This is a genomic window from Arthrobacter sp. P1_D12 (assembly GCF_056406175.1).
Genome location: NZ_JBFUAR010000036.1, coordinates 1 through 21,817, shown reverse-complemented (window position 1 = coordinate 21,817; position 21,817 = coordinate 1). Strand labels below are relative to the sequence as shown.

Sequence of the window (21,817 nt, the reverse complement as noted above, 5' to 3'; positions counted from 1 at the left end):
GCCCAATGGACATGTCCAGCGCCCACGCCCGGGAATGGACACAATGCCCTCATGCCCACTCCAGCCCGCCAAGAATGAGCATGTCCCGCGGAAACACTGAGCATGTCCACTCCTTGCCCGCAGCACTGGGCATGTCCGGTAGAGACAAACCCGGAGTGTCTGCCATTCGGTCACAATTCAACGGCGCGGGCGGCACGGCGATAAACTGGGGTGAGAAGTTACGCCGTCGCGCCGTTTGGTTGCCTGGCCCAGAACCCCGATGATCCAGTGAGGGTGCGCGAATGAGTTTGCCCACTACCGAAGTCCAGCCCGGATCGCAGACGTTGCCCGTCTCGGCCGCCGCTACCAAGCACCTTGTCGTGAAGAAATTTGGCGGTTCCTCGGTGGCGGACGCAGAAGGCATCAAGCGCGTCGCCCGGCGGGTGGTGGACGCCCAAAACGCCGGCGACGAGGTGGTCGTGGTGGTTTCCGCCATGGGCGACACCACCGATGAGCTCCTTGACCTCGCCGGCCAGGTCACCGATTCCGCGCCCGCCCGCGAGATGGACATGCTCCTCTCCGCCGGGGAACGAATCTCCATGGCGCTGCTGGCCATGGCCATCAACAAGTTCGGCGCCTCGGCCCAGTCCTTCACCGGTTCCCAGGCCGGCATGATCACCGACGGCATCCACGGCAAGGCCCGGATCATCGACGTCGACCCGCACCGCATCCGCACCGCCCTGGACAAGGGGCACATCGCGATTGTGGCCGGGTTCCAGGGCATGAGCCACACGACGAATGAGATCACGACGCTCGGGCGCGGCGGTTCGGACACGACGGCGGTGGCCCTCGCCGCGGCGCTTGACGCCGATGTCTGCGAGATCTTCACCGACGTCGACGGCGTCTACACGGCCGATCCGCGCGTGGTCGCGTCGGCCCGGAAGATCGACCGCATCTCCAGCGAGGAAATGCTGGAACTGGCCGCGTCCGGCGCTAAGATTCTGCACCTGCGCTGTGTTGAATACGCCCGCCGCTTTGGGGTGCCCCTGCACGTCCGTTCCTCATTCAACCAGAACGAAGGCACCTGGGTTCTCCCCGGCGCCGACGACAAGATCACGACTCAAGAGGGAGTTGCCTTGGAGCAGCCAATCATCTCCGGTGTGGCACACGATCGGTCCGAAGCCAAGGTCACGGTTGTCGGCGTACCTGACATCCCCGGCAAGGCAGCGGCGATCTTCCAGGTCATCGCGGACGCCCACTCGAACATCGACATGATCGTCCAGAACGTCTCCACCCACGGCACGGGCCGGACCGATATCTCCTTCACGCTCCCGATCGTCGAGGGTGCCGAGGCCCTGGCCGCCCTGCACGCCGCGCAGGACCGGATCGGCTTTGAGAGCATCGAATACAACGAGAAGATCGGCAAGCTTTCGCTGATCGGCGCCGGCATGCGCTCGCACCCGGGTGTGTCCGCCCGCTTCTTCGCGGCCCTCTCCGAGGCCCTGCCGCTCCCTTCCCCGTCTCCGCCCGTCGTCGGCCGCTTCCCCACAGCTCCGGCCGCATACCCACGTTTCCGGCCGCGTACCACGCGGCCGCCCAGGATGCCCCCGGCATCCGGGGTCCCCCGGAACCGTCGGAACCGGCGAAGCGGGCCTCGTCAGACCTCTTCTTTCCCGAGATCCGTTTTCCGGACAGCGTAGTGGTGTCCGTGGTCGTCCGTCTCGACTTCGAAACCTGCCAGGTCGTCTTCCGAGGCGTGCTCGAAGTCGTCGTGCTTGTGAACTACAGGCGCCGCGGTGTCGCCTCGATTTGCGGGCCCGAACAGCAGCCTCAGCTTGTCGGTCTTTTCCATGAAAGCTCTGACAGCACGTGTCACTAGTCCCACCCCCTTTCCTCGTCCCGGATGGTTCAGGATGCTGCACAGCGGTGTGTCAGTGCCCTCATTTTACGCCCGGCAGCGGGAAATGGCTCGGGTGGGGTGGCGCTAAAAGGGACCTAGCGCAGGGATTGGTCGTCAGGGTTTCGAGGCACCACATAAGTGCTGCCGTCGGGCCGGTGCAAGGTCTCCCACTGTTCAGTTTCAGCCTGCCGCGCCGCCAGCAGCCGCCTGTTCTGGTCGGTCATCTCGTGGCCGAGTGAACTGCGGTTGGCCGGCCCGAACACGGCCCGGAACTTCCCGGTGGCCCGCATGAACCGCTCGACGGCATTTTCCTTGGCCATGGCTATCCTTTCGTGGGAGCAAGACAATGCTCCCAGTGTACGCTAATCATTAGTGCACTAATCATTCGAAGGAGTCGGTGTGACCGAAGGAACCCCAGCAATCCAGGACAGGCACGTCATGCCGGGAGCGCATGGAGCCCAGGACTCGCAGGCAGCGCAGGACGACCTCCTGCTGGAACAGCAGCTCTGCTTCGCCCTGACGGTTGCCTCCCGCAGCGTCGTAGGCGCCTACAAACCCGTCCTGGACAGGCTCGGCCTGACACACCCGCAGTACCTCGTCATGTTGTGCCTTTGGGAAGCAAGCCCCCGGTCGGTCCGCGACATTAGCGAGGCCCTGGCCCAGGAGCCGGCAACCATCTCGCCGCTGCTGCGCCGGCTCGAGACGGCCGGCTTCATCACCCGCCAGCGGATGGAAGGCAACGAGCGCACCCTGGATGTCCGGCTGACGCCGCGCGGCACCGCCCTTCGGGAGCAGGCCACCGAAGTCCCGGGCATCATGATGGCCCGGCTGGGCCTGACGCGTGAACAGGTCGGCGAGCTGCACGCCACCATGATGGACCTGATCGCCGCCACACGGCCCGGCCCGGACGACGCGCCCCGGCGGTAGACTGGGCAAAACAGAGGAGGACTGCTGATGCGCACGCAATCGGGCCGCCCGGCACTTGTCCTGGCGGCCGTCCTGATGGCCGTGGCCGGATTGACCGCCTGCACGCCGAACGGCGGTCCCACACCTTCCCCCTCCCCCAGCACGACGACGGGCATCCCCTCCAGCCCGTCACCCACAGCGCCGTCGGGCTCGCCGTCCCCGGAGACGGAGACGACGTCACCGGCACCGTCACCCTCCGCGGCCCCGCTGCCGTCCGGACCGGGTAAGGGCAACGCCGAACTCGCCATCATGGTCAAGCCGAACGAAACCGGCACCGCGGCCAACTTCACGCTGGTATGCCAAAACGGGGTTCCGGCGGCCGAAAGCCAGCACCCCAACGCCGCCGCCGCGTGCATCGCCATCAAGAACAATCCGGCCATCCTCAGCCCCGCCCCGCCCGCCAAGAACCAGACCTGCACCCAGCAGTACGGCGGCCCGCAGGTGGCCACCGTCACCGGCGTCGTGGATGGCAGGGCGGTTCAGGCGAGCTTCAGCCTGACAAACGGCTGTGAAATCGCCGCCTGGAACGCCGCCAAAGATGTTCTGGGCTCATCCGGCGGGGCGAGCTAAGCCCTTGCACCTCCAGCAGGAAGAGTGGCTGCCGCGCCAGGCGGCCCACGTCCAACGTGTCCGCCGCTACGCGGACCCCTACCTTGAGCGGCGCTCCGCCGGCCGGAAGCACCCGGTGGAGGACTTCCTCTTCACCTACTACACCCAGAAGCCCGGACAGCTGCTGCGCTGGCACCCGGGCGCCGGCGTCGTGCTCTCCGGCCCCGAGGCTGAGGCGCGGACCGGGTGGAAGTATTACCGCGCGGCCGACGCCGCAGAACTCGCGGCCGCCGGGCTGCCGGCGGAGTCGCCGGCTGTGACGGTCGACGTCGACGCCTTCCTGAGGGAGCGCCGGGAGGCACTGCAGTTCGCAGGGATCATCCTGGCCGGGACTGCCGCGCGGCCGGCCCAGTTCGGCTGCTTCGGGCTGCACGAGTGGGCCATGGTCTACCGGCAGGACAAGTTCGATCTCCGGCACGAGTACCTGCAGCTGCGGCTCGGGTCCGGGCGCACCGACGAGGTGGTGGAGGAGAACCGGATCCGGTGCTCGCACTTCGACGCCTTCCGCTTCTACACCCCGGATGCCGCTCCGCTGAACAGCATGGTTCCCAGCCGGGAGAACCAGCGCGCCATGGAGCAGCCGGGTTGCCTGCACGCCAACATGGACCTTTACAAGTGGGCCTACAAGCTGTCCCCGTTGCTGCCCAGCGAGCTCGTCATGGACTGTTTCGAACTCTCGTGGCGGATCCGGGCCATGGACATGCGGGCGTCGCCGTACGACTTGCAAGAGTGGGGTTATCCCGCCATCAGGATCGAAACGCCCGAGGGCAAAGCGGCGTATGTTGAGCACCAGCGGGCTTTTTCAGCCGAATCACAAGTACTGCGGCAGCGGCTGTTGCAGGAGCTCGCTCCCGTGTTCCAGTCGATGGGTTCCGGCCCTGCCCCCGAACGCACGGAAGGACAGCAATGACCGCCACTCACGAGCGTCACAGCCACCACGACATCGATCTCACCGTCCGGCTGACGGAGGCCCCGGAAGCGCCGGAGTACACCTTCCGCCTGGCGGCCGACGGCGGCAGCGTCGCCCCGGCGTCCACGCTGCCGGATTCGGCGGCCGCCCTCGCGGCGGTCACGCGGCACGGCGAGGACATCTTCTTTCCTAAGCCGGGACCGCCGAAGATGTGCACGCAGCAGTACGGGGGTCCGCAGGTCGCCGTGGTGACCGGCTGGTTCCTGGGCCGGGAAGTCCACAGCACGTTCAGCCGCACCGATGGCTGCGAGATCGCCCGCTGGCGTGCCATGGCGCCGCTGCTGGGCGGGGTTGCAGGCTCCACCGGCGCAATCTGAGCCACGCGGAACCTCGCAGGCGTCACGAGACAGCAATGGCCGGCGGTGCGAACCGCCGGCCATTGCCTCTCCTATAAGGGTTGAGCCGCGCCTAGATGGCGTTGTTGGGGCGCTCAAGCTCCTGGTGCTGGAACTTGGACTGCGCGGCCGCGCCTTCCGAGGTCGGCGCCACCGAGGCAGCTCCTGCAGCGTTCACGACGACGGTGACGAACGTCGGCTCGCTGGCACCGGCAAAGGTGATCCGTCCAATGTAGGAGCCGGGCTTAAGGCCGGTCCAGTTCAGCGTGATCTTGCCTGTTTCACCGTTCGGCAGCACCAGAGGGTTCGGCGTGATGGTCGCATTGTTCTCGTTGGCACCGAGAACCGCGGCATCAACGCTTGCCTTCGTGGTCTTGCCGCCCGGGCTGGAGTACAGGTTCGCGTAGATCGTGTACGAGCCCGCAACGGGATCCGCAATCGAGAGCGTCTCGCTGGACGACGACGTCGCCACCTGCTCGACGCCCTGTGGCGTGACCACCCACATGTCGAAGTCCGAGGCCGGGTCAGAGGAGATGACCGAGAACTTGGCCAGCGGAGCACCCGCCGGGACGTTCACAGTCTTGACGAACGTCGAGGCATCGGCACGGGCCGCGAACGGGCCGGGAACCAGCTCCACGGCAGAAGAATCCGCCTTGGACAGGCCGTCCAGCGTCATGTTGACGGGCGAGTTGGTGCCCGACACAACGCTGATGTCGCCCGAGCCCGTGCCGGATTCGGTGCTGAGGAAGACATCCTTCGCGGCGACGACAGACTGCGGCCGGACTGCGATCGGCGAGGTGACGGTCTTGCCTGCGCCCTCCCAGCTCAGTGAGCCCATGGCGAACTTGCCCAGGGCAGCGCTCGTGTTCTCAAAGCTGACCTTGACGGTCTTCTTCTCGCCAGCGGCCTTGAAGTTCAGGGCCGCCGGAGCCACATTGACCTGAATTCCGGGTACATTGGCTTTGACTTTGTAGACGCCCGGAGTCAGAGCGGTCAGGGTCCGGGTCACGGTGATCTTCCCGGTGAGGTTGCCCAGCGAGAAGGACGGGACGTTCATGTCCCGCGGCAGGGTGCTGGACGGCAGGCCGAGGTTGATCCCCGTACCCTGTATGAATTTCCAGTAGTCCCCTTCGTTGGCGTCGTAGGCAAGACCCGGATCGACCATGCGTGCCGGATCCACCTGGCCGGCACCGGTGGCGAGGACGTCGGTGTTCTTGGAGCCGTCGGCGTTCACCACATTGCCTGCCGTGGTCATCATGGCGGACTTGACCGTTGCAGGGGACCAGGCCGGGTTTTTGCCCAGGAGCAACGCGCCGAAACCGGCAACGTGCGGTGCCGCCATGGAGGTGCCGGACAGGAAGCCGAACTTTGCACCGTCAGCGCCAATCGGCGACACACCGGCCAGGACTGCAACACCCGGCGCAGTGACGTCCGGCTTCAGCAGGTCCGAGTCGGTGGCCAGCAGCGGGCCTCGGGAGGAGAAGCCGGCAATCTGCGGCTGCGCCTCCAGCGGCAGTCCGGTCGTGTCCTTGTTAACAAGAGACACCTTGATGTCCGGGGCGGCGGTTACCTTGGCCTTGATGGCCGCGGTGGCCGGCGGGTTCACGTGGACGGTCGGGACAGCGTGCTGATCGGTGTCCAGCGAGGAATTGCTCAGGTTCACCAGGATCATGCCGACGCCGCCACCACGGGCAACCTCGGCGCTCTTGGCGACGCGGTCGACAACGCCGCGGTCGCAGACGACGACCTTGCCGGCGACCTTCGCCGGCTCCAGGGTGCCGGGGCCGCACAAGGCCGGGCTGGTGCTCCCGGCGGCTGCTGCGTTGGCAGCCAGCACCACGCCGGCGTCCTTGACTTCCTTGTTCATGATGCTGGCGCCGCGGAACTTGGTGCCGTCTGCGAATTCAACAGTGCCTTGAAGCTCCTGGGAGAAGCTGCTGGCCGCAACCGTGGTGACCCAGGGGCCGCCGTGGTTGACAGTGCTCGCCGTCGGACCGGAGTTTCCGGCCGATGCTGCGACGAAGATGCCTGCGGAGGCAGCGTTCAGGAAGGCAATCGAGACCGGGTCGATAACTGACGTCGCAGAACCGGAGATCGAGTAGTTCAGCACGTCGACGCCGTCTTTGATGGCCTGTTCGACGGCGGCAACGGACGAGGAGCTGTAGCAGCCGCCCGTGTTGGGGTCGGTGTCTTCCCAGCAGACTTTGTAAACGGAGAGCTTGGCGGCCGGCGCGATGCCGCTGGTCAGGCCGAAGCTGCGCCCGTCGACGAAGGTCTCGACGTTGGCGTTGCCCGCCGAGGTGCTGGCCGTGTGGGTGCCGTGGCTGGCGACATCGACCGGGGACAGCAGTTCTTCCGGAGCACGCTCGGCCGGGGGCACGAACTGCAGGAAGTCCTCGGCGAAGTAGTGCGCGCTCAGGACCTTGGAGTTACAGGCAGAACCGTCGAAGTCCTGGCCCTTCTGGCACTCACCGATAAAAGTGTCGCCGTCGGACTTGAGCATTGCGATCTTGCCGTCCGCCGTCCTGTACGGCACACCGACGACAGGCTTGCCGACGAGGGGCTTGACCTCTTCCCCGGCGAAAAACGCACTGGACGGGGTGTAGCCGGTGTCGATGACGCCGACGACGACGCCCTTGCCGGCGCCGTTCTGGCCGCCGAACTTCGTGTTCCAGGTTCCGTTGGCCCCGCTGAGCTTCAGGAAATCGGTGCTGGAGTAGTCCGGAGCGTTTTCCGTGTCAGGGGCGACCGTCAGCACGCTGGGGTCCTTGGCCAGTTTGATGGCCTGATCCGCGGTGAGGTGTGCGCTGAATCCGTTGAGGGCAGCGGTGAATTGCCGATTGATCTTGACGCCCTGCTTGCCGGCCACCTGGGACTGCTTCTGCTGCAGGTGTGCCTGGTACTTCTTCACTTCAGCTTTGTTGGCATCCAGCTTCTTGCCGGGCGCAGGCTTGGTGGCTGGCATGCCGGCCGTCCCGCCGTCATACGTGGCTGCCGCTTTCTCGGTCAGGACAACGATGTAGCGGCCGTCCTTGTAGTTGTTCGGATCAACATTCTTCTGTGCGACGCCGGCTACGGCCAGGCCTTGCCCCGGGGCCGCATTGGCGGGGGCGATCGCGATGCTGGACAGAAGAACCGGCAAGCCCAGGGTCAGTGCCGCGGCCCTCCGGAGTCCCCCGCTTCGAAGGAAGCTCTTTCCTGGTGATGTCACGAGTGTTCGAACCTTTCGTAAAGGAACGGCCCGGCTTCAAGGCCGGGCCCAACGGACTGGCGGGAACTCACCGGGCGGTCGCCCGGCCAGCCCCCACGGATACCAGCCGATTCATACAGTACAGACTGAGAGCGAGATATGACATAGGTCACTGAGGGGTATTTAAAATTTGTCACGCAATACGACACGACGCGATGGGGACGTCGCTGAACTGCGTCAATTGGTACTTCCGGCCCCGCGCGGCCGCACCCCTGCGGTACCTCAGCGCGGGGGGGGATCCGGCCCGTCATGGTCCGCGGGCCTACCGTGGCCTCCAGGCGGACTGCCGCCAGCCTACTTTCGCGGAGTCCGGACCACGTCGCTGATCCATGCGCGGGTCTTCTCATCCAAGGGCCCGGCCACCTTGGTCGCCTTCGCCGCACGGTCGGCCTTGATCTTCTGGAGGACCATCCGGCCCAGCCCGGCGAACACTGCGACGGCCACAACAGACAACACCACGGATTTCGGTTTCTCAGCCATGCGCACATCCTACTGACCCGCGGCAGCCCCGACCATAGGGCGCAGCCGCCCCCGCGACGCCATTTCTCCAGCTCAAGGACTTCGCCAGGGAGGCCGGGTTCACACTCCCAGCTGCGAATACGGCCGGACGCGCGGTGGCCGGTAGAATGGGCATGCAAGCTCGCGGAGCGCCCTTTCACGCTGCATTCACCAGGCAGTCCAACACACAGCGGATCGGCGTGAGACGGCACCACTCCGCTGCGCCCTTACCCAACGCTCACGCACAGGAGTTGCCGGATGCCCCGGATCGTTGTCGACGTCATGCCCAAGCCCGAGATTCTGGACCCGCAGGGGAAGGCCATCGTCGGTGCTCTGCCCCGGCTGGGCTTCACCGCTTTCAGCTCTGTCCGCCAGGGCAAGCGCTTTGAACTCACGGTCGACGGCGAGGTGACCGAGGAGATCCTGGCCCAGGCCCGCGACGCCGCGGAGACCCTGCTGTCCAACCCGGTCATCGAAGACGTCGTCAACGTCGAGGTCGTTGAGGCCTGAAATGACTGAACTCCCCCTGATCGGCGAGGCCGTCGCCGTCGCCGCCAACCCCAGGCTCGCTGGTGCGAAGATCGGCGTCGTCACCTTCCCCGGCACCCTCGACGACCGCGACGCCGCCCGTGCGGTCCGTCTGGCCGGCGCCACCCCGGTGGAGCTCTGGCACGCCGGCACCACCCTGGGTGACGTTGACGCCGTCGTGATTCCCGGCGGGTTCTCGTACGGCGATTACCTCCGCGCCGGCGCGATCGCCCGCTTCGCGCCGCTGATGTCCAAGATCATCGACGCCGCCAATTCCGAGGCCAAGCTGCCCGTGCTGGGCATCTGCAACGGCTTCCAGATCCTGACCGAGTCGCACCTGCTGCCCGGCTCCATGATCAAGAACGACCACCTGAAGTTCATGTGCCGCGACCAGGTCCTGCGCGTGGAGAACAACACCACCGCCTGGACCGGGGACTACGCCGCCGGCCAGGAAATCACCGTGCCGCTGAAGAACCAGGACGGCCAGTACATCGCCGACGAGAAGACCCTGGACGCGCTCGAGGCCGAAGGCCGCGTTGTGTTCCGCTACGTCGGCTTCAACCCGAACGGCTCCCGCCGCGACATCGCCGGCATTTCCAACGCCGCGGGCAACGTGGTGGGCCTCATGCCGCACCCCGAGCACGCCGTGGAGGCCGGCTTCGGTCCCGAGCTCGGCTCCGGCACCGAGGGCCTCGGGTTCTTCACCTCTGTCCTGAACAAGATCGTGGGAGACAACAAATGACGGAGACACCCGCAGTGGCGGCACCCGCGGAGACCGCCCGGAAGTTCAACATCGACACCGTCGAGAACGCGGCCAAGACCCCGGACACCGAACTCCCCTGGGCCGAACTGGGCCTGAAGCAGAACGAGTTCGACGAGGTCGTCAAGGTCCTGGGCCGCCGCCCCACCGGCGCGGAACTCGCCATGTACTCGGTGATGTGGAGCGAACACTGCTCCTACAAGTCCTCGAAGAACCACCTGCGCCAGTTCGGCGACAAGGTGACCGAGGAAATGAAGAAGGACATGCTCGTGGGTATCGGCGAAAACGCCGGTGTCACCAACCTGGGCGACGGCTGGGCCGTGACGTTCAAGATCGAGTCCCACAACTCGCCGTCGTTCGTGGAGCCCTACCAGGGCGCCGCAACCGGCATCGGCGGCATTGTCCGCGACATCATCTCCATGGGCGCCCGCCCGGTAGCGGTGATGGATCCGCTGCGCTTCGGCGCCATTGACCACCCGGACACCGCCCGCGTCATGCACGGCGCCGTGGCAGGGATCGGCGGCTACGGCAACTCGCTGGGCCTGCCCAACATCGGCGGCGAAATGGTCTTCGACTCCGTCTACCAGGGCAACCCGCTGGTGAACGCGCTGGCCGTCGGCGTGATGCGCCACGAGGACATCCGCCTCGCGAACGCCTCCGGCAAGGGCAACAAGGTGGTGCTGTTCGGTGCCCGCACCGGCGGCGACGGCATCGGCGGCGCCTCCGTGCTGGCCTCGGAGTCCTTCGATGACACCAAGCCGTCCAAGCGCCCCGCGGTCCAGGTGGGCGACCCGTTCGCCGAGAAGGTCCTGATCGAGTGCTGCCTGGAGCTGTTCAAGGGATCCCTGGTGGAGGGCATCCAGGACCTCGGCGCCGCCGGCATTTCCTGCGCCACCTCCGAACTTGCCTCCAACGGCGACGGCGGCATGGAAGTCGAGCTGACCTCCGTCCTGCTCCGCGACCCCACCCTGACCCCGGGCGAAATCCTGATGTCCGAGTCGCAGGAACGCATGATGGCCGTGGTCACCCCCGAGAACATCGCCGCGTTTGAAGCGGTCATGGACAAGTGGGCGGTGGAGTACTCCTGGCTGGGCGAGGTGACCGATACCGGCCGCCTCATCATCACGTGGGAAGGCGAGGTCATTGTCGACGTCGACCCGCGCACCGTGGCACACGACGGTCCAGTCTACGACCGACCCTATGCCCGCCCCGACTGGCAGGACGCCGTCCAGGCCGACTCCTTCACCGGGTCCGTGCAGGACGCCGGCCGCCCCTCCGCCCCGGCGGACCTGGCCGCCGCCATCACCGAACTCGTCGCCTCCCCGAACATGTGCGACAAGTCCTGGATCACCAAGCAGTACGACCGCTACGTCGGCGGCAACACCGCCATGGCGTTCCCGGACGACGCCGGCGTGGTCCGGGTGGACGAGGAGACCGGCCTCGGCGTGGCACTGGCCACCGACGCCAACGGCCGCTACACCTACCTGGACCCGTACCACGGCGCACAGCTGGCCCTGGCCGAGGCCTACCGCAACGTCGCCACCTCCGGTGCTGTGCCGATGGCCGTCAGCGACTGCCTGAACTTCGGCTCCCCCGAGGACCCCGACGTCATGTGGCAGCTGGCCGAAGCCATCCGCGGTCTGTCCGACGCCTGCATGGTCCTCGGCATCCCGGTCACCGGCGGCAACGTCTCGCTGTACAACCAGACCGGGACCACCCCCATCCATCCCTCCCCCGTGGTGGCTGTGCTGGGCAAGTTCGACGACGTCGCCCGCCGCACGCCGTCGGGCTGGAAGGAAGACGGCCAGGCCATCTACCTCCTCGGCACGACGGCGGCAGAGCTGGACGGTTCGGAATGGTCGAACATGCGCGGACACCTGGGCGGCCTGCCGCCGAAGGTTGACCTCGACGCCGAGCGCGAACTGGGCCAGATCCTAATCAACGCCTCCCGCGACGGCATGGTGGATTCCGCCCACGACCTCTCCGAAGGCGGCCTCGCCGCGGCCCTCGTGGAGTCGTCCCTGCGCTACGGCGTGGGCGCCCGGATCGCCCTGCAGGACGTCCTGGACCGCGACGGCGTGGACCTGTTCACGGCGCTGTTCTCCGAAACCCAGGGCCGCGCCGTCGTCGCTGTGCCCCGCTCGGAGGAAATCCGCTTCACGGACATGTGCACCGCCCGCGGCTTCGCGCACGTCCGGATCGGTGTGGTGGACGCCGAGGGCGGCACGCTGGAGATCAACGGCGTCGAGACCATGAACCTCGACGCGCTCCGCGAAGCCCACGAGGCGACCCTGCCGAAGTACTTCGGCTAGTCCCCACCGCCACCCTAGCCTCGCAAGCTCGGCCAGGGAACCCTGGCGGCGTGGGCCCACCCACCGCAGCCCTAGTTCCATCGATTGCTCCGCAGCTGCCCTTTTGAACCCTCAAAACGGCAGTTGCGGAGCAATCGTTCGTTAACGGTCGGGCCGCCAGCCCGCCTGCAGGAGTGCGGCACGGACCTTGGCCACCGCGGCCTTGGCATCATCGTGCATATGCCGCTTGGAGATCCGGACCTCGGTCCAACCGAGGTCCGTGTACTTCTCCGAACGGGCGATGTCCCGGACGATCTGGCCCTCCTCACCGTGGAGTTCGCCCTCGTACTCGACGCCGATTCTGTATTTCCGATAGGACAGGTCGGGTTCGTGGTGCCGGGTTCCTGCATTGTCGATGATCGGCACGTTCAGCTCTGGTTCCGGAAGGCCGGCCCGGACTATGGCCAGCCTCAGCAAGGACTCCTGCGGCGAATCGGAGCCCACGCGAATGAGGGCGATGGCTTCCTTCGCCTTGCGGATTCCTCGTTTTCCCTTGTGGCGGTCGATCATCCGCTGCAAGTCCTGAAGGCTGCAGAGCGGCGCATCCCTGCCCTCGAGCTCAGGTCTGGGCATCCGAACGCAGCTGTCGCCGGCCACAACGAGTTGGTCTACGGTCAACATTTCGGCTAGATCCAGCCAGGTCCGCTCCGGGGTGGTGATGGGGATCCCGTCCAGCAGCGTGATTTCGTCGTCGTAGAGCTTCATGCGGTGGACGATGACGTGTGGCCGGTTGAGATGGGCCGCGCCCTCGGGCCTGATCACGTGGTACATCGGTGGTGCCTCCTTCTGCTGCCGCACCGGAAGCGAACCAAGCTCCGCCGCGGTGAGGTGCGACGCGGCGCATCGCTCATTGACTTCAATGAAAGGCCGCACTCGCACGCACAAGGGAAGCCCCGGCGTCGGGCTTTGCACACGGATTCCCCGGCCCAGCGCGGCCAGGGACTGGTGGCGGAGCCTTTTTAGTGACACACCAGCCGCTGCCGCTTCGACGACGGTAAAGGGTCGTCGCTGGAAATCGTCCGGCAGCGGGCGCGCGGTCTTCATGGCTTCATCAGACCAGTTCGGCGTCGACGCCGCAGTAGTTATCCACAACGCCCATCGACTGCTCCATAAGTGCCGTTATGGAGCCTCAAAAGGGCGACTACGGAGCAATCGACGGGGGTTGGCGGAGCAATCCGCGGGGTCAGTCGTCGCTGCGGAGCTCCCGTTGCCGTGCGCTGAGGAGTTCGAGTTCGGGCCGGGCCGCCACGAAGCGTTCGACGCCGGTCAGCACCTCCACGACGTGTGCCCGGTCTGCTGCAACCAAGCCGGCGCCCAACTGCGTGCGCCGGTGCTGCTCATGATCCCCGACCTCGGCCACGGAGACATCAAAGCGGCGCTTCAGCTCCGCCAGGAGCGGGCGCACCACGGAGCGCTTCTCCTTCAGGCTGTGAACGTCGCCCAGAAGGATGTCGAATTCAATCCAGCCGATCCACATGCCATAAGCCTATCCATTGCTCGCCACCGGCCCCCTCGCCTCGCAAGCTCGGCCAGGGAACCCTGCTGAGACGGGGTTAGATGGTGAGCTCGCCCATCCGGTCCCAGCCGTCCCCGTCGAGCTGCCGGCTGATGATCCGGGGCGTCTCGGCCAGGGCCTGAGGCATGTCCGCCATAGCCTGCTTGAAGTGGGCGCTGTTCACGTGGGCCCCGGCGGCGTCATCCTTGAAGGCCTCAACCAGGACGAATTCGTTGGGGTCCTCCACACTGCGGGACCAGTCGAACCACAGGTTGCCGGGCTCCTGGCGGGTGGCCTGGGTGAAATCGTTCACGAGTCCCAGCCAGCGCTCCGACCAATCCGGCTTGACCTTGAATTTGACGACGATGAAGATCATGGGCTGAAGCCTTTCGTTGGTTTTCCGGAGGTTCCATTCTTCCAGCATGACAATGCCGGGTTACATGGCCAGTTGGCGGGTCAACAGGCCTTGATGGCCTCGCGGGCCAGTTCCTGCTGCCGCGTGGTGCCGATCCGGTCGGCCCACTGCTCGGCGAGCTGGAACTCCACCATCGCCTCGGTGCACCGGCCGGCGTCATGCAGCGTCCAGCCGAGGTTGTTGTGCAGCGAAACCACCCACCGTTTGGTCCGCTCATCGTGAACCGTGGAGGCGTACTCCAACGCGCTTCGGGTCCAGGTCTCGGCGTGGGCGGAGTCGGCGATGGCGAGCATGTGCAGCGCGTCCACGGCCAGGAATTCCTCGACCAGGTAGTCAGCCAGTTCGGCCGCCTGTTCAAACAGCGGCACGGCCATCTCGGGGTGGCCGCTGGAATTGAGCACCCGGCCGCGTTCGAGCAGCACCCTGACGGCCACGGTGGGGTCGTCGGCATCGACCGCATCCAGCAGGGCGTCGGCTTCCTCGTAGCGGCCCTGCAGCCCGATGGCCCGTCCCAGCTGCGTGGTGAGCTCGGCACGTTCGTCGGCGTCGTAGCGTTCATCTGCGGCGGCCGCCCGGAACCGGGCTTCGGACCCGGCGGGGTCGTCGAAGTTCCACAATTGGTCAAGGGTTTTCTGTTCCAGCATCCTTCGGCTCCTGATCAGCTTTCACCTGCGGCCAGTTCGTGTGCACTCCCAATGTAGCGGGAAGTGACATGCCTTTGTGCCCGTCCCGTGAGGGCGCGGCCGGTCGCGTAGAACCAGTTGGACGGCCGGCTGAAGGCCGTGATTTTCAGGAACACCTGCCCGGCGGCGTCGATCTCCACTTCGAAGGCCTCCTCGCCCCGCACGGGATGACCGGGGAGTGTGCCGTACCCGAACCCGGCTCGTTGCGGCCCGTCGCCGGGCACGGGCCGGCGCACCCACACCACCTCGCAGGGCGCGTTGATCCGGAAGGGGCCGACGCCGAATCCGCTCACCACACGCGCGCCGGGCGCGACGGCGTCGGAGTCGGTGCGGACGCGCAGCCCGGAGCGTTTCTGCAGCTGCCAGCTCAGAATCCCCTGCTCCACCCTCCGGTACAGTGCCGGGCCGTCGCCGAGGTATGCCCGGGACACCAGGCAGGGAAAGCCCGCCGGCGCCTGGCCGTGCTCAGTGGAGCCAATGCCCGGATAGTTCAGCCCGTCCCGCGCGCCGGCACCGGGATCACCGCTCATGTGTCCTCGCCCCTGGCGAGTCCCGCCCAGCCCAGCTGTTCCCGCTGCTTCCGGCTGAACGAGGCGACCACCAGATCGTAGGAATCCTCCACCATGTCCCGGATCATGTCGTCCGGCAACGATCCGTCCAGCCGGACCCCGTTCCAGTGCGTCTTGTTCATATGCCAGGCGCCGGTGATTTCCGGATGGATGGCCCGCAGCTGTTCGGCCAGGGCCGGCTCGCATTTGAGGCTGACGGACCAGTCGGCCGGGTCCATGGCCGACGCCGCGAACATCTTGGCGTCCTGCCTCGTGCCGCCGGCTATCCGTGCCCGCACCTTGAAAACCGATGTCTCCGGGCCGAAAGGAAAGTCCTCAAACGCACCGGGGAAGCTCAGGCAGATCTCGCGGAGGGTGGCAACGTCCATGGCACGAGCCTATCCGGCTGCGGCCTGCCTCACCCTGCCTGCGCGGCGGTGCGGGCGTCGCCGCTGCTTCCGAATCTGTTGATCGTGAATCCTGGGCCGCTAGAGGCCCACTCGCCACCCTTCGCGGGCGGGGCACTCGTTCACGACGACGTCCAGCCCGGCGGCCTTGGCGCGGTCCACCGCGGCGTCGTCGAAGACGCCCAGCTGCAGCCAGACGGCCTTGGCGCCTATGGCGATGGCCTCGTCTATGACGGCCCCCACCTTCTGGGAGTTGACGAAGCAGTCCACGACGTCGATCGGGTGCTTCTCAGCGGGAATCTCCGCCAGGGAGCGGTACCCCTTCTCCCCGTGCACGTCGTCGCCGGGCAAGTTGACCGGGATGATTTCCATGCCCATCCGGTCACGGACAAACAGGGAGACTTCATACGCCGAGCGCCATTGGTTGGTGGTCAGGCCGACCACCGCCCACGTGCCTTTAGTTCGCATGAGGCGGTCAATGACTGCCGGATCGTTAACGTGGGCCATGTATCAACATTACTCCTGCAACCTTTCCGAACAATCATCGAATAAATGAATGACTCCACTCCTCCCATTCCGCGGTGAACGAATATTACAGTGCGGAAGGCTTGGATTTTGCGGAATCCTGCATTTCGGGTCTAGTAGGGAGTGACCATCCCGAGCGGCCGAGAGACCTGGATCAATGAAGCCGCAGCAACCCCAGTGACGTGAGACGACCATTCCCGCGGAACTGCTTCTTCGCCCGCGGAGGAACCAGGGGTGCCACTGCCAGGACCGATGGAGTGCCCCGATGTCCCCTGAGAATTCTTCCGCCCTGCCCGTCCTTGCCCGGACTGCCACTGCGGTACCAGGCCAAGCAGAGACGGTTGCCTTCTGGGAAACCCAGGCCCTCCGCCTCGACTGGGCGCACCTGCCCGGCGGCTCAACGGATGCCGGATCCTCGGACGGCGGCAAGCCCTGGCACACCGCGCACCGCCGGGTCCCTGCCGACGTCGAGGCCGGCCTCGGACCGCAGATCACCTGGTTCGAAGGGGGCAGGCTCAATGTCGCCTACAACTGCGTCGACCGCCACGTGGCGGCGGGGCGCGGAGACAAGGTGGCCCTGCACTTTGAGGGCGAGCCCGGCGACCGCCGCGCCGTCACCTACGCCGAACTCCAGCGCGAGGTTTCCAAAGCCGCCAATGCCCTCCTGGACCTCGGCATCACCAAGGGCGACCGGGTGGTCATCTACCTCCCCGTCATCCCCGAAACCGTGATCATCACCCTCGCAGTGGCCCGGATCGGCGCCATCCATTCTCTGGTCTTCGGCGGATTCTCCGCCGAGGCCCTGAAGTTCCGGGTGGAGGACACCGGCGCCAAGCTCCTGGTCACCACCGACGGCCAGTTCCGCCGCGGCACCGCCGTGCCGGTCAAGGACAACGCGGACGCCGCCGTCGCCGGCGACAACGCCATCGAACACGTCCTGGTGGTCAACCGGACCACTCCCGCGGACGAGCTGGACACCGTCCCGATGACTGCCGGCCGCGATGTGTGGTGGCACGACGCCGTCGGCACCGCCTCCGAGACTCACGAAGCCGAGGCGTTCGACGCCGAGACGCCGCTGTTCATCATGTACACCTCCGGCACCACCGGCAAGCCCAAGGGCCTGGTCCACACCTCCGGCGGCTACCTCACGCAGGCGTCATGGAGCTTCGAGCACCTGTTCAGCAACCCCGACCCCGCGCTGCGGGAGAAGGACGTGCACTGGTGCACGGCCGATCTCGCCTGGGTCACCGCGCACACCTACGAGCTCTACGGCCCGCTCTCCAACGGCGCCACGCAGGTCATCTTCGAGGGCACGCCCAACACCCCGCACCCGGGCCGGCACTTTGAGATCATCGAACGGTACGGGGTCACGCAGTATTACACCGCACCCACCCTGGTCCGCTCCCTCATGGGCTGGTTCCCGGACGGCGTCCCGGACGCGTACGACCTCTCCTCCATCCGTCTCCTCGGCACGGTGGGCGAGGCCATCAACCCCGAGGCCTGGCGCTGGTTCCGCACCAACATCGGCGCCGGCACCGCCCCCGTGGTGGACACATGGTGGCAGTCCGAAACCGGCGCCACCATCCTCTCCCCGGCACCGACGGACGCCGCGTTCAAGCCCGGCTGCGCGGCCCGCCCGCTGCCCGGCGTCAGCACGCGCATCGTGGACGACGCCGGCAATACGGTGCCTCCCGGCGTCCAGGGTTTCATCGTGGTGGACTCCCCCGGCCCGGCGATCGCCCGGACGGTCTGGGGCAACCCGCGCCGCTACTTCGATTCGTACTGGCGCCAATACGCCGAGCAGGGCTGGTTCCTCGCCGGTGACGGCGCCAAGTATGACGACGACGGCGACATCTGGATCCTCGGGCGGGTGGACGACACCCTCAACGTCTCCGGACACCTGCTCTCCACCATCGAGGTCGAATCGGCGCTCGTCACCCACCCGGACGTGGTGGAGGCCGGCGTCTGCCCGGTCGCGGACCCAAAGACCGGCCACGCGATCGTCGCGTTCGTGGTGCTGAAGGATTCGGCGGCCACCCCCGACATCCAGGGTGTGCTGAAGGCGCACGTCGCGAAGCACATCGGGCCGATCGCCAAGCCGCGGGACGTCGTCGTCGTTCACGATGTGCCGAAAACCCGCAGCGGCAAGATCATGCGCCGGCTGCTGACCCAGCTGTTCGAAGGCACAACGCTCGGCGACACCACCTCGCTGCAGAACGAACCATCCATCGCGGGCATCCAGGATGTGCTGCGCGACCGCGCCGCGGAATTCCTGGCAACAGCAAGCCCCACCCGGAAGTAAAGGAACACCCATGACTGAGATCAGCAACGTCGCCCGTCTGTCCGAACCGCTCAAGTTCGCCTACTGGGTCCCCAACGTCTCCGGCGGCCTGGTGGTGTCCACCATCGAACAGCGCACCGGCTGGGACTTCGAATACAACAAGAAGCTGGCCAGGATCGCGGAGAACTCCGGCTTTGAATACGCCCTGACCCAGACCCGGTACGCCGCCTCCTACGGCGCGGACAAGCAGCACGAGGCCACCTCGTTCAGCCTGGCGCTGCTGGCCGCCACCGAGCGCCTCAAGGTGATCTCCGCCGTCCATCCGGGCATGTGGCACCCCGGCGTGCTGGCGAAGTACATCATCACCGCGGACCACATCTCCAACGGCCGCGCCGCCGTGAACATCGTCTCCGGCTGGCTCAAGGATGAATTCACCAACTTCGGCCTCGAATGGCTCGAACACGACGAGCGCTACGTCCGCACCGAGGAATTCATCAAGGTCCTCCGCGGGCTCTGGACCGAGCAGGACTACAGCCAGTCCGGCAAGTACTACAACATCACCGACTTCACCCTGAACCCGGCACCGGTGGACGTGCCGGACCGGGCGCACCCGGAGATCTTCTTCGGCGGCAACTCCACGGCCGCGCAGGCCACCGCCGGACGGGTGGCTGACTGGTACTTCTCCAACGGCAAGGACCTCGAGGGGTTCAAGGAGAACATCGCCGGTGTGGTGGCGGCGTCAGGTGCCGCCGGTCGCGGCCCGGAAGGTGCGCTCCCCTCTCCCAAGTTTGGCCTGAACGGCTTCGTGATCGCCCGGGAATCCGAGAAGGAAGCCCGCGACACCCTCCGCGAGATCGTCGAGAAGGCGCACAAGCCTGCCGTGGAGGGGTTCCGCGCCGCCGTCCAGGAAGCCGGGGCGTCCACCAAGGACGGCAAGGGCATGTGGGCCGACTCGAGCTTCGAGGACCTGGTCCAGTACAACGACGGCTTCAAGACGCAGCTGATCGGCACCCCGGAGCAGATCGCCGAGCGGATCGTGGCGTACAAGAAGATCGGCGTGAACCTGTTCCTGACCGGCTACCTGCACTTCCAGGAGGAAGTCGCCGCGTTCGGCCAGGACATCCTGCCGATCGTCCGCGAACTCGAGGCGGATCTGGCCCGGAAGAACGGCACCGAACTGGACCTGTCCCGGACCCCGGTGGCAAACGTTGAGGTGGCTGCCTAATGGCCGACCGCAAGTTCGGTTTCCGCACCCGTGCGCTGCACGCCGGCGGCACCCCCGACGCCGAGCACGGCGCCCGCGCCGTGCCGATCTACCAGACCACCTCCTTCGTGTTCAAGGACACCCAGGACGCCGCGAACCTCTTCGCGCTGCAGAAATACGGCAACATCTATTCCCGGATCGGCAACCCCACCGTGGCCGCGTTCGAGGAGCGCATCGCGTCCCTGGAGGGCGGAATCGGCGCCGTGGCGACGTCGTCGGGGATGGCGGCGGAGTTCATCACCTTTGCCGCGCTGACCCAGGCCGGGGACCACATCGTGGCCGCCTCCCAGCTCTACGGCGGCACGGTGACCCAGCTGGACGTCACACTGCGCCGCTTCGGCGTGGACACCACATTCGTCGCCGGCACCGATCCGGCGGACTACGCTGCCGCGGTGCGCGGGAACACCAAGGCGATCTTCGTGGAGGTGGTGGCCAACCCGTCCTCGGAGGTCCAGGACCTTGCGGCCCTCGCGAAGGTGGCGCACGACGCCGGCGTCCCGCTCGTCGTCGACGCCACCCTGAGCACGCCCTACCTCGTGCGGCCGATCGAGCACGGGGCGGACATCGTGATCCACTCCGCCACCAAGTTCCTCGGCGGCCACGGCACCACCCTCGGCGGCGTGATCGTCGAAAGCGGCCGCTTCGACTGGGGCAACGGCAACTTCCCGGCCATGACCGAGCCCGTGGCCTCCTACGGCAACGTCTCCTGGTGGGGGAACTTCGGCGAGTACGGGTTCCTCACCAAGCTGCGCTGCGAACAGTTGCGCGACATCGGACCGGCGCTGTCCCCGCAGTCGGCGTTCCAGCTGCTGCAGGGCGTGGAAACGCTCCCCCAGCGCCTCGACGAGCACCTGAAGAACGCCCAGGCCGTGGCCGAATGGCTGGAAGCGGACGAGCGCGTGGCCTACGTGAACTTCTCCGGACTGCCCTCGCACCCGCACTTCGAGCGGGCGCAGAAGTACCTGCCGCTGGGTCCGGGCTCGGTGTTCTCCTTCGGCGTCAAGGGCGGCCGGACCGCGGGGCAGAAGTTCATCGAGTCCCTGCAGCTGGCCTCACACCTGGCCAATGTGGGCGACTCCCGGACCCTGGTCATCCACCCCGGGTCCACCACCCACCAGCAACTGAGCCCCGAACAGCTCGAGTCGGCAGGTGTCCCCGAGGACCTTGTCCGCATCTCCGTGGGCCTCGAGGACATCGATGACATCCTCTGGGACCTGGACCAGGCGCTGGACGCCGCCTCGGAAGCAGCAGCCCCGGATGCATCCGCAGAGGCTGAAGCCTGCACGATCGGAGCGAACTGATGAGTGTTGAAGAACGGACCTGGACCGGCCCCTCGGCGCCGGAGCGCCTGAACCTGCTGCGGCAGGCGAAGTCGATCGCGATTGTGGGAGCATCCGACAAGCCCTCGCGCGCGAGCTATTTCGTGGCCACCTATCTGCAGTCCTCCACCCGGTACAAGGTCTATTTCGTGAACCCTGTGGTGAAGGAAATCCTGGGTCAGCCGACGTATGCGTCGCTCGCGGACCTGCCGGAAAGCCCGGACATTGTGGACGTGTTCCGCAAGCACGGCGACTTGCCCGGCGTCCTGGACGAGGCCATCGCCGCCGGCGCCAAGACCCTCTGGCTGCAACTGGGCTCCTGGCACGAGGACGTTGCCAAGGAGGCCGAGGCCGCCGGACTCGACGTCGTGATGGACCGCTGCGTGAAGATTGAGCATGCCCGGTTCCACGGCGGCCTGCACCTGGCCGGGTTCGACACTGGCGTCATCTCTTCCAAGCGGCAGGTCCTGGCCTAACTCCAGCCGCCAACCAACCCACCAGCCAACCCGTTGCGCTATCACTTTGGGTCGTTCTGAGCGCTCAGAACCGCCCTAAGTGATAGCGCAACCGGGTTAACAAAGGAATTCAAGGGCGGCTTATGGCTGGCCGGGGGCCTTGGTCGGAACGACGCCCGGCAGGGTTGGCGTGATGTGGCCCGGAACGCGCGGCAGATCCTTGCCTGCGTTTCCGCCGCCGCCCGGAAGATCGGGTGATCCGGGCAGCCCCGGCGCCCC

The 21,817-nt window shown here is 66.6% G+C and carries 23 protein-coding genes; 12 read left to right on the top strand and 11 right to left on the bottom strand.

What is annotated here, in order from left to right; translation table 11 throughout:
- The first annotated feature begins 281 nt into the window (after positions 1-281).
- A complete protein-coding gene (locus AC1DZV_RS20760; RefSeq protein ID WP_476954487.1) occupies positions 282-1,679 on the top strand; it encodes an aspartate kinase in 1,398 nt (465 codons plus the stop codon).
- Here the strand turns inward: AC1DZV_RS20760 and AC1DZV_RS20755 are convergent.
- Both AC1DZV_RS20755 and AC1DZV_RS20750 read right to left on the bottom strand, forming a co-directional pair.
- The gene (locus AC1DZV_RS20755) at positions 1,637-1,831 is read right to left on the bottom strand and encodes a hypothetical protein (RefSeq protein ID WP_043436631.1); all 195 of its coding nucleotides are present in this window, start codon (positions 1,829-1,831) and stop codon (positions 1,637-1,639) included. The two genes, AC1DZV_RS20760 and AC1DZV_RS20755, sit on opposite strands and share 43 nt — an antisense overlap.
- Positions 1,832-1,974: 143 nt before the next feature.
- Positions 1,975-2,199 carry a hypothetical protein gene (locus tag AC1DZV_RS20750; RefSeq protein WP_476954486.1) on the bottom strand — a complete coding sequence of 75 codons (225 nt, stop codon included), beginning with the start codon at positions 2,197-2,199 and terminating at the stop codon, positions 1,975-1,977.
- A gap of 118 nt (positions 2,200-2,317) precedes the next feature.
- On the opposite strand from AC1DZV_RS20750, the gene AC1DZV_RS20745 reads away from it, so the two are divergent.
- The 4 genes from AC1DZV_RS20745 to AC1DZV_RS20730 are packed head-to-tail and all read left to right on the top strand — an operon-like array spanning position 2,318 to position 4,741.
- Positions 2,318-2,806: a MarR family winged helix-turn-helix transcriptional regulator gene (locus AC1DZV_RS20745; RefSeq protein WP_476954488.1), complete on the top strand. Its 489-nt coding sequence runs from the start codon at positions 2,318-2,320 to the stop codon at positions 2,804-2,806.
- Positions 2,807-2,833: 27 nt separating this feature from the next.
- Positions 2,834-3,415: an SSI family serine proteinase inhibitor gene (locus AC1DZV_RS20740; protein ID WP_476954485.1), complete on the top strand. Its 582-nt coding sequence runs from the start codon at positions 2,834-2,836 to the stop codon at positions 3,413-3,415.
- Positions 3,416-3,419: 4 nt separating this feature from the next.
- Positions 3,420-4,364 carry a 3-methyladenine DNA glycosylase gene (locus AC1DZV_RS20735; RefSeq protein ID WP_476954484.1) on the top strand — a complete coding sequence of 315 codons (945 nt, stop codon included), beginning with the start codon at positions 3,420-3,422 and terminating at the stop codon, positions 4,362-4,364.
- Positions 4,361-4,741: a serine protease inhibitor gene (locus tag AC1DZV_RS20730; RefSeq protein WP_476954483.1), complete on the top strand. Its 381-nt coding sequence runs from the start codon at positions 4,361-4,363 to the stop codon at positions 4,739-4,741. Before AC1DZV_RS20735 ends, AC1DZV_RS20730 begins: the two co-directional genes overlap by 4 nt.
- A 91-nt stretch (positions 4,742-4,832) precedes the next feature.
- On the opposite strand, the gene AC1DZV_RS20725 is transcribed toward AC1DZV_RS20730, so the two are convergent.
- Positions 4,833-7,970: a S8 family serine peptidase gene (locus AC1DZV_RS20725; RefSeq protein WP_476954482.1), complete on the bottom strand. Its 3,138-nt coding sequence runs from the start codon at positions 7,968-7,970 to the stop codon at positions 4,833-4,835.
- A gap of 333 nt (positions 7,971-8,303) precedes the next feature.
- Complete coding sequence (locus AC1DZV_RS20720) at positions 8,304-8,489, bottom strand: hypothetical protein (RefSeq protein ID WP_028278002.1); 186 nt, start codon at positions 8,487-8,489, stop codon at positions 8,304-8,306.
- A 276-nt stretch (positions 8,490-8,765) separates the two neighbouring features.
- Here AC1DZV_RS20720 and purS point away from each other — a divergent pair, with 276 nt between their 5' ends.
- Genes purS through purL form a run of 3 tightly spaced genes read left to right on the top strand, consistent with a single transcriptional unit; the run spans position 8,766 to position 12,107 of the window.
- On the top strand, positions 8,766-9,017 hold the full coding sequence (purS, locus tag AC1DZV_RS20715; protein ID WP_018776110.1) for a phosphoribosylformylglycinamidine synthase subunit PurS: 252 nt from the start codon (positions 8,766-8,768) through the stop codon (positions 9,015-9,017).
- A 1-nt stretch (position 9,018) separates the two neighbouring features.
- Positions 9,019-9,777, top strand: a complete 759-nt coding sequence (purQ, locus tag AC1DZV_RS20710) for a phosphoribosylformylglycinamidine synthase subunit PurQ (protein ID WP_026539321.1) — start codon at positions 9,019-9,021, stop codon at positions 9,775-9,777.
- The gene (gene purL, locus AC1DZV_RS20705; protein ID WP_476949931.1) at positions 9,774-12,107 is read left to right on the top strand and encodes a phosphoribosylformylglycinamidine synthase subunit PurL; all 2,334 of its coding nucleotides are present in this window, start codon (positions 9,774-9,776) and stop codon (positions 12,105-12,107) included. Before purQ ends, purL begins: the two co-directional genes overlap by 4 nt.
- A 141-nt stretch (positions 12,108-12,248) precedes the next feature.
- Here purL and AC1DZV_RS20700 read toward each other — a convergent pair whose 3' ends face one another.
- The 7 genes from AC1DZV_RS20700 to AC1DZV_RS20670 all read right to left on the bottom strand — a co-directional run bounded on the left by AC1DZV_RS20700 (position 12,249) and on the right by AC1DZV_RS20670 (position 16,201).
- Positions 12,249-12,917 (bottom strand): hypothetical protein, encoded by a 669-nt coding sequence (locus tag AC1DZV_RS20700; RefSeq protein WP_476954481.1) that lies wholly within the window; start codon positions 12,915-12,917, stop codon positions 12,249-12,251.
- Positions 12,918-13,329: 412 nt separating this feature from the next.
- Positions 13,330-13,623 carry a DUF503 domain-containing protein gene (locus tag AC1DZV_RS20695; protein WP_028277999.1) on the bottom strand — a complete coding sequence of 98 codons (294 nt, stop codon included), beginning with the start codon at positions 13,621-13,623 and terminating at the stop codon, positions 13,330-13,332.
- A gap of 76 nt (positions 13,624-13,699) precedes the next feature.
- Entirely contained in the window at positions 13,700-14,017 is a 318-nt protein-coding gene (locus AC1DZV_RS20690) for a putative quinol monooxygenase (protein ID WP_079555298.1), read from the bottom strand.
- Between the two features lie 80 nt (positions 14,018-14,097).
- Positions 14,098-14,700 (bottom strand): hypothetical protein, encoded by a 603-nt coding sequence (locus AC1DZV_RS20685; protein WP_476954480.1) that lies wholly within the window; start codon positions 14,698-14,700, stop codon positions 14,098-14,100.
- A gap of 14 nt (positions 14,701-14,714) precedes the next feature.
- Entirely contained in the window at positions 14,715-15,269 is a 555-nt protein-coding gene (locus AC1DZV_RS20680) for a DUF1990 family protein (protein WP_476954479.1), read from the bottom strand.
- Positions 15,266-15,676 carry an MmcQ/YjbR family DNA-binding protein gene (locus AC1DZV_RS20675; protein WP_028277995.1) on the bottom strand — a complete coding sequence of 137 codons (411 nt, stop codon included), beginning with the start codon at positions 15,674-15,676 and terminating at the stop codon, positions 15,266-15,268. Before AC1DZV_RS20675 ends, AC1DZV_RS20680 begins: the two co-directional genes overlap by 4 nt.
- 99 nt (positions 15,677-15,775) lie before the next feature.
- Positions 15,776-16,201 (bottom strand): CoA-binding protein, encoded by a 426-nt coding sequence (locus AC1DZV_RS20670; RefSeq protein WP_476949936.1) that lies wholly within the window; start codon positions 16,199-16,201, stop codon positions 15,776-15,778.
- 283 nt (positions 16,202-16,484) lie between these two features.
- Between AC1DZV_RS20670 and acs the strand changes: the two genes are divergently transcribed.
- The 4 genes from acs to AC1DZV_RS20650 are packed head-to-tail and all read left to right on the top strand — an operon-like array spanning position 16,485 to position 21,559.
- The gene (acs, locus tag AC1DZV_RS20665) at positions 16,485-18,521 is read left to right on the top strand and encodes an acetate--CoA ligase (RefSeq protein WP_476954478.1); all 2,037 of its coding nucleotides are present in this window, start codon (positions 16,485-16,487) and stop codon (positions 18,519-18,521) included.
- Positions 18,522-18,531: 10 nt separating this feature from the next.
- Complete coding sequence (gene sfnG, locus AC1DZV_RS20660) at positions 18,532-19,725, top strand: dimethylsulfone monooxygenase SfnG (RefSeq protein ID WP_476954477.1); 1,194 nt, start codon at positions 18,532-18,534, stop codon at positions 19,723-19,725.
- A complete protein-coding gene (locus AC1DZV_RS20655) occupies positions 19,725-21,065 on the top strand; it encodes an O-acetylhomoserine aminocarboxypropyltransferase/cysteine synthase family protein (RefSeq protein ID WP_476949939.1) in 1,341 nt (446 codons plus the stop codon). The genes sfnG and AC1DZV_RS20655 overlap by 1 nt, the downstream gene beginning before the upstream one ends.
- Positions 21,065-21,559: a CoA-binding protein gene (locus tag AC1DZV_RS20650; RefSeq protein WP_018776128.1), complete on the top strand. Its 495-nt coding sequence runs from the start codon at positions 21,065-21,067 to the stop codon at positions 21,557-21,559. Before AC1DZV_RS20655 ends, AC1DZV_RS20650 begins: the two co-directional genes overlap by 1 nt.
- Positions 21,560-21,817 lie beyond the last annotated feature (258 nt).